The sequence below is a fragment of the Pseudomonas sp. SWRI77 genome, assembly GCF_014269105.1.
Classification (GTDB): Bacteria; Pseudomonadota; Gammaproteobacteria; order Pseudomonadales; family Pseudomonadaceae; genus Aquipseudomonas; species Aquipseudomonas capeferrum.
This window is the reverse complement of sequence record NZ_JABWRV010000002.1, coordinates 298,372-310,123: the sequence shown is the minus strand read 5'-3', so window position 1 is coordinate 310,123 and position 11,752 is coordinate 298,372. Positions and strand designations below refer to the sequence as shown.

The 11,752-nt window shown below is 65.2% G+C and carries 11 protein-coding genes; 9 read left to right on the top strand and 2 right to left on the bottom strand.

What is annotated here, in order from left to right; genetic code table 11:
- The 5 genes from HU766_RS03860 to HU766_RS03840 all read left to right on the top strand — a co-directional run.
- A partial coding sequence (locus HU766_RS03860; protein ID WP_186653653.1) for an IS3 family transposase occupies positions 1 to 83 on the top strand: 83 nt, incomplete at its 5' end.
- Between the two features lie 405 nt (positions 84 to 488).
- Positions 489 to 1,664: a M20 aminoacylase family protein gene (locus HU766_RS03855; protein ID WP_186653650.1), complete on the top strand. Its 1,176-nt coding sequence runs from the start codon at positions 489 to 491 to the stop codon at positions 1,662 to 1,664.
- Positions 1,665 to 1,760: 96 nt separating this feature from the next.
- Positions 1,761 to 3,071: a citrate-proton symporter gene (locus HU766_RS03850; RefSeq protein WP_186653647.1), complete on the top strand. Its 1,311-nt coding sequence runs from the start codon at positions 1,761 to 1,763 to the stop codon at positions 3,069 to 3,071.
- On the top strand, positions 3,068 to 4,525 hold the full coding sequence (locus HU766_RS03845) for an amidase (protein WP_186653645.1): 1,458 nt from the start codon (positions 3,068 to 3,070) through the stop codon (positions 4,523 to 4,525). Before HU766_RS03850 ends, HU766_RS03845 begins: the two co-directional genes overlap by 4 nt.
- Positions 4,526 to 4,594: 69 nt before the next feature.
- Positions 4,595 to 5,368, top strand: a complete 774-nt coding sequence (locus HU766_RS03840) for an IclR family transcriptional regulator (protein ID WP_186653643.1) — start codon at positions 4,595 to 4,597, stop codon at positions 5,366 to 5,368.
- A gap of 15 nt (positions 5,369 to 5,383) precedes the next feature.
- On the opposite strand, the gene HU766_RS03835 is transcribed toward HU766_RS03840, so the two are convergent.
- Positions 5,384 to 6,271: a helix-turn-helix domain-containing protein gene (locus tag HU766_RS03835; RefSeq protein WP_186653641.1), complete on the bottom strand. Its 888-nt coding sequence runs from the start codon at positions 6,269 to 6,271 to the stop codon at positions 5,384 to 5,386.
- 180 nt (positions 6,272 to 6,451) lie between these two features.
- Between HU766_RS03835 and HU766_RS03830 the strand changes: the two genes are divergently transcribed.
- The 4 genes from HU766_RS03830 to HU766_RS03815 are packed head-to-tail and all read left to right on the top strand — an operon-like array spanning position 6,452 to position 10,718.
- Positions 6,452 to 7,282: an SDR family oxidoreductase gene (locus HU766_RS03830; protein WP_186653637.1), complete on the top strand. Its 831-nt coding sequence runs from the start codon at positions 6,452 to 6,454 to the stop codon at positions 7,280 to 7,282.
- On the top strand, positions 7,279 to 8,997 hold the full coding sequence (locus HU766_RS03825) for an FAD-dependent oxidoreductase (RefSeq protein WP_186653634.1): 1,719 nt from the start codon (positions 7,279 to 7,281) through the stop codon (positions 8,995 to 8,997). The genes HU766_RS03830 and HU766_RS03825 overlap by 4 nt, the downstream gene beginning before the upstream one ends.
- Entirely contained in the window at positions 8,997 to 9,326 is a 330-nt protein-coding gene (locus HU766_RS03820) for an NIPSNAP family protein (protein WP_186653632.1), read from the top strand. Before HU766_RS03825 ends, HU766_RS03820 begins: the two co-directional genes overlap by 1 nt.
- Positions 9,327 to 9,374: 48 nt before the next feature.
- Positions 9,375 to 10,718 carry an MFS transporter gene (locus HU766_RS03815; RefSeq protein ID WP_186653630.1) on the top strand — a complete coding sequence of 448 codons (1,344 nt, stop codon included), beginning with the start codon at positions 9,375 to 9,377 and terminating at the stop codon, positions 10,716 to 10,718.
- A 35-nt stretch (positions 10,719 to 10,753) separates the two neighbouring features.
- Here the strand turns inward: HU766_RS03815 and HU766_RS03810 are convergent, their stop codons facing one another.
- Positions 10,754 to 11,665 carry a LysR substrate-binding domain-containing protein gene (locus HU766_RS03810; protein ID WP_186653628.1) on the bottom strand — a complete coding sequence of 304 codons (912 nt, stop codon included), beginning with the start codon at positions 11,663 to 11,665 and terminating at the stop codon, positions 10,754 to 10,756.
- Positions 11,666 to 11,752 lie beyond the last annotated feature (87 nt).

Below are 11,752 nucleotides of genomic sequence, written 5' to 3'. Positions count from 1 at the left end.
TCCACTACTACAACCATGACCGCATCAAGCTGAGGCTCAATGGCCTGAGCCCTGTCGAGTACAGGACCCAGGCGGCAGCATAGAACTGTCCAACTTTTTGGGGGCAGTCCATTTGTTTCGGGCCAGTTATGCCTGAAGCATTGGCGCGCGGCCCTTTGGCGTCTGCCTCAATATCGCGTCGTGCAAACAGGGCGGTCGCGCGCAAATGCCACAGACCTCATTGGCCCGAAACAAATGTGGGAGCGGCCTTGCGCCGCGAAGCGCCGCGCGGGCGGCGCTCGATCTCATAGGCGCAAAAACTCCCAAGACATACCCATAGCCGCCCGCCCGCAATCCCCCTTCGCTGCCATGTTCCACCCCGTGGAACCACATTCAATTGTGCTCCGGCCCGCGTCGCGCTTATCTGTCCGTAACCACGACCTGCCTTCCCCGTCGTGATCTCAAAGCGAACAACAAGAACGGGACCCACCCGCGCGAGGAGATTCCACATGCCGCACCATCAGCACATCCTGGCCTGGCTCAACGACGTGGCCAGCGACCTGCACGCCATCCGCCACGATATCCACGCTCACCCCGAACTCGGTTTCGAAGAAAGCCGCACCTCGGCCCTGGTCGCGCAATTGCTCAAAGACTGGGGCTACGAAGTACACACCGGCATCGGCAAGACCGGCGTGGTCGGCGTGCTGCGCAACGGCAGCAGCCCACGTAAGCTCGGCCTGCGTGCCGACATGGACGCGCTGCCCATTCACGAGGCCACCGGCGCTGCCTACAGCAGCCGCCACCAAGGCTGCATGCACGCTTGCGGCCATGACGGGCATACCACCATGTTGCTGGGTGCCGCCCGTTACCTGGCTGCTACCCGCCAGTTCGATGGCACGCTGACGCTGATCTTCCAGCCGGCTGAAGAGGGCCAAGGTGGCGCCGAGGCGATGCTCGCCGACGGCCTGCTGGAGCGCTTCCCCTGCGATGCCTTGTTCGGCATGCACAACATGCCCGGGCTGCCAGCCGGGCACCTGGGCTTCCGTGAGGGGCCGATGATGGCCTCGCAGGACTTGCTCACGGTGACCATCGAGGGGGTCGGTGGGCATGGTTCCATGCCGCACCTGACGGTCGACCCGCTGGTGGCAGCGGCCAGTGTGGTGATGGCACTGCAAACGGTGGTGGCACGCAATATCGATGCCCAGGAAGCGGCGGTAGTGACCGTCGGTGCGCTGCAGGCTGGCGAGGCAGCCAACGTGATCCCGCAGCAGGCCCTGCTGCGTCTGAGCTTGCGCGCCCTGAATGCCGAGGTGCGCGCACAGACCCTGGAGCGGGTACAGGCGATCATCGTCAGCCAGGCGCAGAGCTATGGCTGCACCGCCAGCATCGAGCATCGTCCCGCTTACCCGGTGCTGGTCAACCACGCCGCCGAAAACGCCTTTGCCCACCAGGTCGGTGTCGAACTGCTCGGCGCCGACGCGGTGGATGGCAATACCCGCAAGCTGATGGGCAGCGAGGACTTTGCCTGGATGCTGCAGTGCTGCCCTGGCGCCTACCTGTTCATCGGCAATGGCGTGAAGCGGCCGATGGTGCACAACCCGGCCTATGACTTCAACGACGACATCCTGCTGACCGGCGCCGCTTACTGGGGCGCGCTGACCGAGCGCTGGCTCGAGCCCGCCTGAACCCTGCATTGACGACTGCCGCTGGAACCCAGGCGCGAGCGTGCCTGGGCGATCACTTGAAGCGTTTCTGGCCAACAGATTGATGGAGTGCTCCGCATGCAGACTTCCAATACAGGCGCGTCGCGTACCCGGCAAGTGGTCGCGGCGGTCATCGGCAATGCCCTGGAGTGGTATGACTTTATCGTGTACGGCTTTCTGGCCAGCATCATCGCCCGCCAGTTCTTCCCCTCCGACGACGAGTACGCCTCGCTGCTGATGGCCTTGGCCACCTTCGGCGTGGGCTTTTTCATGCGCCCGGTGGGCGGGGTGCTGCTGGGTATGTATTCCGACCGCAAGGGGCGCAAGGCGGCGATGCAACTGATCATCCGCCTGATGACGGTGTCCATCGCGATGATCGCCTTTGCCCCCAGCTACCTGGCCATCGGCATGGGCGCGCCGCTGCTGATCGTGGTGGCGCGCATGCTGCAGGGCTTTGCCACGGGCGGTGAATACGCCAGTGCCACCGCGTTTCTGGTGGAAAGCGCACCGGCCCACCGCAAGGGGCTGTATGGTTCGTGGCAACTGGTGGGGCAGTGCCTGGCGGTGTTCAGCGGGGCGGCGATGGTGGCGCTGGTCACCCACCTGTGCACGCCCGAGGCCTTGGACAGCTGGGGCTGGCGGATCCCGTTCGTGATCGGCTTGCTGATCGGCCCGGTGGGGCTGTGGATTCGCAAGCACATGGAAGAGCCCGAGGAGTTCCTCGAAGCCCGCAAGCAGGCCAAGGGCCAGGCGCCGAGTTTGTGGCAGGTACTGCGTGAGCACCGCCGCAGCCTGTTGGTGTCGATGGGCTTGGCCTGTGGGGCGACGGTGTCGTTCTATGTCGTGCTGGTGAACATGCCAACCTTCGCCCACAAGAACCTGGGCCTGCCGCTGGACCAGGTGCTGCTGGTGCAGATGCTGGCCGTGGGCCTGATGACCGTGGTGATCCCCCTGGCGGGTGCGTTATCGGACCGCCTGGGCCGGCGGCCGGTGCTGATGGCCTTTACCTTGGCGTTCTTCGTGATGGTCTACCCGTTGTATGTCTGGGTAGCGGCGGCGCCCTCGATCGAGCGCCTGCTGGTGATGCAACTGCTGCTGTGCACTGCCATCGGCGGCTTCTTCGGCCCGGCGCCGACCGCCCTGGCCGAGCAGTTCCCGATCGAGGTGCGCTCCACTGGGGTGTCGGTAGCCTACAACGTTGCGGTGATGGTGTTCGGCGGCTTCGCCCCGCTGATCGTCACTTGGCTGAGCAAGGTGCTCGGCACGCCGGTAGCGCCGTCGTTCTATGTGCTATTCGCGTGCCTGCTGACGCTGCTGGGCACCTATTGCCTGAAAGAGGCCCCGCGTGCTGGCAAGGCTGTTGCCTTCAACCTTGGAGTGAAACCGTGAACCTGTTAGCCATCGACCCGATCGTTGCCCTGGATGCCGAGGCGCTGTCCCAGGCGATTCATGCCCGCCAAGTGTCGTGCCGTGAAGTGATGCAGGCCTACCTGGGCCATATCGAACGCTTCAACCCGCAGGTCAATGCGCTGGTGTCGCTGCGCGAGGGCGCGGTGCTGATGGCCGAGGCCGACGCGCGCGACCGCGAGCTGGCGGGCGGGCAGTCGCGAGGCTGGATGCATGGCATGCCGCAGGCGGTCAAGGACCTGGCGGCCACGGCGGGGCTGCGTACCACGCTGGGCTCGCCGCTGTTCGCCGAGCATGTGCCCGAGCAGGATGCGCTCAGCGTGGCGCGGGTGCGCGCCAGCGGGGCGATCATCATCGGCAAGAGCAATGTGCCGGAGTTCGGCCTCGGCTCGCAAAGCTACAACACGCTGTTCGGCACCACCCTCAACGCCTACGACCCGAGCCGCGTGGCCGGTGGCAGCAGTGGCGGGGCAGCTGCGGCCCTGGCCCTGCGCTTGCTGCCGGTGGCCGATGGCAGCGACATGATGGGCTCGCTACGCAACCCGGCGGCGTTCAACAATGTGTTTGGCCTGCGCCCTTCGCAAGGGCGGGTGCCATATGGGCCGACACCGGAGCTGTTCATGCAGCAGCTGGCCACCGAGGGCCCGATGGGGCGCACGGTGACAGATGTGGCGCGGCTACTGTCGGTCCAGGCCGGCCATGACGTGCGGGTGCCATTGTCACTGCGCGACGGCCCGCGCGACTTCGCCCATGGGCTGCCGCGTGATTTCAAGGGCGTGCGGGTCGGCTGGCTGGGCAGCCATGACGGTTACCTGCCGATGGATGACGGGGTAATGGGCCTGTGCGAAGCGGCCTTGGCGGACTTCGCCGCGCTGGGTTGCGAAGTTGAAGTGTGCCAGCCAGGCTTCGAGATGGCGCGCCTGTGGCAATGCTGGCTGACTCACCGCCACTTCCTGGTGCACGGAAGCCTGAGCGCAGCCTATGCCCACCCCGCGAAGCGCGCACTGCTCAAGCCCGAGGCGCGCTGGGAGGTTGAAGGGGGCCTGCGCCTGACGGCGGCGGACGTTTACCAGGCCTCGCTGGACCGCAGCGCCTGGTACCAGGCGTTGAACACCCTGTTCGAACGTTACGATTTTCTGCTGTTGCCTGCTGCCCAGGTGTTCCCTTTCGACGCAGCCCAAGCGTGGCCGAAGGTGGTCGGCGGGCAGGCGATGGACACCTACCACCGCTGGATGGAGGTAGTCATCGGCCCGACGTTGGCCGGCTTGCCGAGCATGAGCGTACCGGTTGGCTTCAATGCCGCGGGGCTGCCGATGGGCCTGCAGATCATAGGCCCCGCCCAGGCCGACCATGCCGTGCTGCAGCTGGCGTATGCCCATGAACAACTGACCCGTTGGGTCGAGCGGCAGCCGCCTAATTGCCTGCAATCACGTTGAGCCCCCTGGGCAGGCGCGTTTTTTGCTGGGCATCATGACCATCCACGCAGAGACAGGGAGGTCAGACACATGGGCACCACGACAGACAGCGGCGGCGTGCGCTCGGTGGAGCGGGCGCTGGCCATCGTCGATTTGCTCGGCGAACACCAGGCGTTAGGGCTGGAGGAGCTGCATTACCTGACGGCCCTGCCCAAGGCCACGGTGTCGCGAATGCTGGCCACCTTGCAGGAGCAGGGCTGGGTCTACCGGGGCTTGAGTGATCGGCGTTATCGCCTGTGCGCCCGGCGCCTGTTCGGTGACCGCCAGTTGCGTTTGAAGCGGCGCCTGGTCGAACACGCAGCGCCCTGGTTGCTGGAACTGAGCGAGCGCACCGGGCTGGTGGCGGACCTGTCGTGCTTCGATGGCGAGCGCCTTGAAGTGATGGAAAGCGCCATCCCCCTGGTGCTGCGCAAGCGCTACCCGAACAACTGCCAGATCGTCGGGCACCATGCCAGCCTGTTTCACTCGGCAATGGGGCGGGCATGCCTGGGGGAAATGCACAGCGACGAAGTGCAGCGCCTGGCCAGCCACCAGCAGTTGGGTGATGAAACACTGTTGCGCGATATCGAGGACGATGCGCACAAGGGCTTTGGTCAGCGCACCGAGGGGCACTGGGAGTACCCGGTGCGGTTGCCGTTCCTGATCCGGGCGATCGCGTTGCCGGTACGGGTTGACGGGCGGCTGGCGGGTAGCATTGCCTTGCACTGGCCGGAGGACCAGGCGCCGGTGGAGCGGGTGTTGAGCCTGCATCTGCAGCGCTTGGCAGCGACAGTGGGCCAGGTGCAGCAGGCGCTGGAGGCTTGAGGGTGCTGTGCGAGATCACGGGCCCTTTCGCCCTGCGGCCTCACGAAACCCACTCGGGCTCACCCCTGAGTGCTTGCGGAAAAACCGGCTGAAGTAGCCCACATCGACAAACCCCAGCTCATGGGCGATCTCTTTCACACTGAGGCTCGAATGCCCCAGCGCCCGTTTGGCCTCCAACACCAGGCGGGCATTGATGACATTCATCGGCGTCATGCCCAGATGCTCCTGGCACAGCCGCCCCAGCGTGGCCAAGGTCAGCCCGAGCTCACCGGCGTAATCACCGAGCGACCAATGCGCGCGGTAGTGCATGTCCACCAGCTCACGGAACCTGGTCAGTTGCTGGCTGCGCCTCGACGGTAGACGCTGCTCGCCGGCGCGGGCCTGCGGCTCGTGGCGCAACACCTGGATCATCAGCGTCAGCAGCAGCGACATGCTGCACGCCACATGCTCGCGGGCGCGGTTGTGGTATTCCTCACGCAGTGCGCGGCACAGCGGTAGCAGCGGGTCTTCGTCGGCGTCCCACTGCGGCAGGGCGATCACCTGGGGTTTGCGCACCTGTGCCAGCAGGTTGGGTGCCAGTACCTGGGCGATACTTTCCAGCGGATGCTGCGCCGCCGTGATCACCTGGCCCTCGACCGCGCCGGCCCAATGAAAACCATGCACCACCTGCGCCGGCACGTACACCACGCAGGGCGCCCGGGCCTGCACGTGGTCACTGTCGAACAGCACTTCACCGGCCCCGCTTTGCAGGTACAGCAGCTGCAGCAGGCCTTCATGACGGTGCGCGGCAATCTCCCAGTTGTGGGCGCCGGAGCGTTGCGAGATCGACTCCACATGCAGGGACTCGTGCCACACCGGCTGCGCGGTTTCGCCGTACAGGGCGTAGTTGGGGATCTTGTTCATGGTCTTGTAGTTATTGTTGTGATCGATACCCGGCTACTGTGCCACAGCGGCTTGCCGGGTTAAGGGCCAGTGGACGAAATTGTCGGGAATGTGGGGTGGGTTGCAGGTTTTGTCCATTCTGCCCGGGCACGTGCCAGCCCTAGGCTGTTTGCCAGATGAAGCGACACTCTGGAGAGCAGCATGCATAACAACAAGATGACGACTGATCACTGGCTGGGCCTGGACTCTGCCGTTTGCGTGGTAACCGGCGCGGCCGGCGGTATTGGCGCGGCCCTGGCTGCCGCGTTGGTGGGGCAGCATGCCCATGTGGTGTTGCTGGATCGCGACCTGGATAAATGCCGCGAGCTGGCGGCGACCCTGGGCGAGCACAGCGTCGGCGAGGTCAGCGCGCTGGGCTGCGACATTGCCGACCCCGACAGCGTCAGCCAGGCGGCGGCACAGGTGCAGGCGCTGCACGGTCGCTGCGATGTACTGGTCAACAACGCCAGCGTGTTGCGCCCCGGTGCCCTTGAAACGCTGAGCCTGGAGCAATGGAACCAGGTACTGGCGGTCAACCTCAGCGGCTACCTGCTGTGTTCCCAGGCCTTCGGCCGTTCGATGCTTGCCCGTGGCCAGGGGCGCATCGTGCATGTTGCGTCCATCGCCGCTCATTACCCACAACCCAACAGCGGTGCCTACAGCGCGGCCAAGGCCGGTGTCAGCCTGTTGTCGCGGCAAATAGCCGTGGAGTGGGGCCCGCGCGGGGTGCGTAGCAATGCGGTGTGCCCCGGGTTGATCCGCACGCCGTTGTCGGCCGCGTTCTACGCCGACCCGCACATCGAGCGCCAGCGCAGCGCCATGACCGCCAACCAGCGGATCGGCGAGCCGCAGGACATCGCTGAAGCAGTCCTGTTTCTCGCCAGCCCACGTGCCGACTACATCAACGGTGCCGAGCTGACCGTCGATGGTGGGTTGGAGAGCATGCCCATGGCATTGATCCCACGCCCAGGCTTCGAGGGCGTTCGCCCATGAACACGCGCAGCTGCGATGTACTGGTGGTGGGGGCGGGGGCCGGTGGCCTGGCGACGGCGATCACCGCGAAAAAGCACGGCCTGGATGTGATCGTGATCGAGAAGGCGGACTGCTTCGGCGGCACCACGGCGTTTTCCGGCGGGGTGCTGTGGGTGCCGTGCAGCCGACATGGGGTAAACGACAGCGAGGCGGCGGCACTTACCTACTTGCGCAACGAAACCGGCGACTGCTTCGACGAAGCGGCGGTCAAGGCGTTTCTGCGCCACGGGCCACGGATGGTGGACTTCTTCGAGCGCGAGACAGCCGTCAAATTCGTCCCCACCCTGTACCCCGACTACCACCCGCAGGTGGAGGGTGGCGTTGAGGTCGGCCGCTCGATACTGGCGGCGCCCTACGATATCCGGGGCCTGGGGCCAGACATGGCACGCCTGCGGCCACCGCTCAAGACCATCACTTTCATCGGCATGATGTTCAACTCGTCGAATGCCGACCTCAAGCACTTCTTCAATGTCACGCGTTCACTGACGTCGTTCGCTTATGTGGCCAAGCGCTTGCTGACCCATTTCAAAGAGCTGGCGCTGTACCGGCGTGGTACTCAGGTCACCAGCGGCAATGCCTTGGCGGCGCGGCTGGTGAGGTCGGCGCTGGACCTGGGTATTCCGATTCTGACCGGCACCCCGGCCAGGCAACTGTTACTTGAAGGCAATCGGGTCACGGGGGTGTTGGCCAAGCAAGGCGACAGCGAGCTGCGTATCGAAGCGCGGCGGGCTGTGGTGCTGGCTTGTGGCGGGTTCTCCCACGACCTGCAGCGGTTGAAGCAGACCTACCCGCATGTGCGTCGCGGCGGTGAGCATTTTTCGCCGGTGCCTGAAGGAAACACGGGTGATGGTGCCCGCATGGCCGAAGCATTGGGCGCCAAGGTCGATATCCGCCTGCAAGCCGCAGCGGCCTGGATGCCGGTATCGAAAGTGCCCATGGGGACAGGGCGCTACGTTGCCTTTCCGCATTTGCTCGATCGTTACAAGCCCGGTGTGATCGGGGTGCTGCGCTCGGGCAAGCGCTTCACCAACGAATCGAATTCCTACCACGATGTGGGGGCAGCGTTGATCGAAGCCTGTGCCGAGCAGCCGGAAACCGCCATGTGGCTGGTTTGTGACCGCCGCACCCTGGCCAAGTATGGCCTGGGCTTCGCCAAGCCCGCGCCAATGCCGCTGGGGCCGCTGTTGCGCAATGGCTACCTGCTCAAGGGGCGCAGCCTCGCAGAGCTGGCCGGCAAGGCCGGGATCGATGCCGCCGGGTTGGAGCAGACCGTGCGTGAGTACAACCTGGGCGCCGTTCAGGGTGAGGACCGCCAGTTCGGGCGTGGCACTACCCGCTTCAATCGTTATCTGGCCGACCCGCAACACACGCCCAACCCTTGCGTGGCGCCGCTGGGCGAGGGGCCTTACTTCGCCGTGAAGGTGATCATGGGCGACTTGGGTACCTTCGACGGGATCCGCACCAGTGTGGTCGGCGAAGTGCTCGGCACCGATGAGCGGGCCATCGAGGGGCTGTATGCCGTTGGCAACGACCGCGCCAGCATCATGGGCGGCAACTACCCCGGTGCAGGCATCACCCTGGGGCCGATCATGACCTTTGGCTACATCACCGGGCGCCATCTGGCAGGCGTCGAACAAGGCCTGGCGACTGCGGCCAATGCACGGGAGGTGGCGTGATGGACAAGGCCATAGTCGACCATCGGATCTACACCATCCGCCCACGCGGCATGGCGGCGTTTCTCGAGGCCTTCGACCAGTTGGCGATGCCGATTCTGCTGCGCCATCTGGGGGCGCCACTGGCCTTCTACACCAGCAGCATCGGCCCGCTGAACCAGGTGGTGCACCTGTGGGGCTACGACAGCCTGGAGGACTTCGAAACGCGCAGCGCCGCCCGCGATGCCGACCCGGACTTCGCCGCCTACCTGCACGCCACCCGTGACCTGGTGGTGGCCCAGGAGACGCGGATCATCAGGCCGGTGCGGCTGCACAGCCTCGCTCACCGCTAATGCCACCGGGGCCCTGCACCCGCATAAAAACAACAAGAGGTGATACCCATGAATAACGCTATCGATGTGCGCCAACTGATCGACCAGCAACCCATCGGCCGCTACCAGAAGTGGGTGGTCTTTCTGGGGTTTCTGATCATCGCCCTGGACGGGCTGGACGTCGCCATCATCGGTTTCATCGCCCCGCAGCTGAAAAGCGACTGGGGCCTGAACGCGCAAAGCCTGGGCCCGGTGCTGAGCGCCGCCCTCATCGGCCTGGCGCTCGGGGCCTTGATCGCCGGCCCCCTGGCAGATCGCTACGGGCGCAAGGCGGTCTTGCTGGGCAGCGTCCTGCTGTTTGGCGTCTGGACCCTGGCTTCGGCGTTTTCGCCCAACCTTGAAACCCTGGTGGCCCTGCGTTTTCTCACCGGGCTGGGCTTGGGCGCCGCCATGCCCAATGCCAGCACCCTGGTCAGCGAATACGCGCCGGCGCGCAGCCGCTCGTTGCTGATCACCCTGGCGTTCTGCGGTTTTTCCCTGGGCGCGGCGGCAGGCGGCTTTGTCAGTGCCTGGATGATCCCGAACCTGGGCTGGCGCAGTGTGCTGGTGCTGGGGGGCGTGCTGCCGCTGCTGACCTTGCCGTTGCTGTGCTGGCGACTGCCCGAATCGGTCACCTTCCTGGTCAGCAAGGGTGCCGATGTGCGACGCGTACGCGCCATTGTCAGCCGCCTGGCGCCGGGGCGCATCAGCGCCGACAGCACTTTTGTGCTGCCGCCCAGCACGCCGCGCAGCGGTGGGGCAATTGGCACCATCCTTTCGCCGCGCTATCGCTTCGGCACCTTCATGCTCTGGACCGGCTACGTGCTGGCGTTGTTTCTGGTCTACCTGTTCAGCGGCTGGTTGCCCACTCTGGTGAAGGAGGGCGGTGGCTTCTCGGTAGCCGAAGCGGCTATCGTCACCGCCTGCTTCCAGATCGGCGGGCCGCTGGGGGCGATTTCGGTGGGCTGGGCCATGGACCGCTGCAACCCGCAACGCGTGCTGATGCTGACCTTCCTGTTCAGCGGCGCAGTGATCTTCGCCATTGGCCAGGTGGCCGGGGACTTCACCTGGCTGTGCACGATTGCCTGGGCCGTGGGCTTTGGCCTCAATGGTGCCAGTGTGGGCATGAATGCGCTGGCGGCAGCGTTCTACCCGACAGAAGCGCGCGCGACCGGTGCCAGCTGGATGAGTGGCATCGGCCGTTTCGGGGCGATTCTCAGTGCGTTTGCCGGCGCCCAGATGCTGGCAATGGGGTGGAGCTTCGCGCAGGTGTTCGCGTCGTTGCTTGTGCCGGCGGTGCTGGCTGCGCTGGCCGTGCTGCTGCAAGGGCGCCATGCCGGTTCAGGCCGACGCGCTGCACGGCAGGTGGTGTAATCGGTGCTGGCGTGCAAAAGCCCTGCAGGCCTTGTTCAGTTTTCCCGGCTGTACATCCTGCATTGCGCCAGCAACGCCAGCAGGTTCGGTTCCCGCTCCCGTGCTTTCAAAAACACCACGCCGATATGTTGTTGCAGACGATAGCGTGGCTGCAGGGCAATCAGCCGCACCCGGTTCTCGTACACCGCTGCGATCCGCCCTGGCAGCAGGGCAAAGCCCACGCCCGAGCTGACCATGCTCAGCAGGGTGAAGATATCGTTCACCTGCATGGCCACCTTGGGCTCGAACCCTGCCTGCTGGAATACCCGCGCACCGTCACGGTGGGTGGCGAAGCCTTGGGTCAGGGTGATGAACGTGGAGTCGGCGAGGTCTGCCAGGTCCACCTCGGCTTGTTCGGCAAAGGGCGAGTCGGTGGGGACGGCGAGGAAGATATCGTCGGAGAACAGCGGCAGTTGCTCGCAGGCGGGGTCGCTGACACTTTCGTCGAGCGATACCAGGATGGCCTCCAGTTCGTGGTTTTTCAGGCGTTGCAGCAGGTCGACGTTCGAGCCCAGGGTCAGGTCGATGTTGAGCTCGCTGCGGCGTAGCTTCAGGCCCATGACCAGTTTTGGCACGGTCTTCACGGTCAGCGAATACAGGGCGCCAAGGCGGAAGCGTTCGGCATAGAAGCCTGCGGCCTCGCGGGTGTGGCGGACCATCTGCTCGGCGTCCTGGATCAGCTGGCGGGCTTTTTTTTCCAGCACGTAGGCGCTCTCCAGCGGGATCAGCTGGCGGCCTTCGTGCTTGAACAGGGGGCAACGCAGGGCGTTTTCCAGCGAGTGGATGGCGCGGTGCACGCTGACGGCACTGGTGGCCAGTTCGGCGGCGGCCCGGCCGAGGTTGCCACTGCGCATGAAGGCGAGGAAGGTTTCCAGCTTTTTCAGGGTCAGTTCTTCGTCGATGAGCATGTGGGGGCCTGGGGCAGGGGCGCATGGGATTGTCTAGTTTGGCAGGTCGTGGGGGTAATGGCAGCTGGGGGTATGGCTTGGGATATT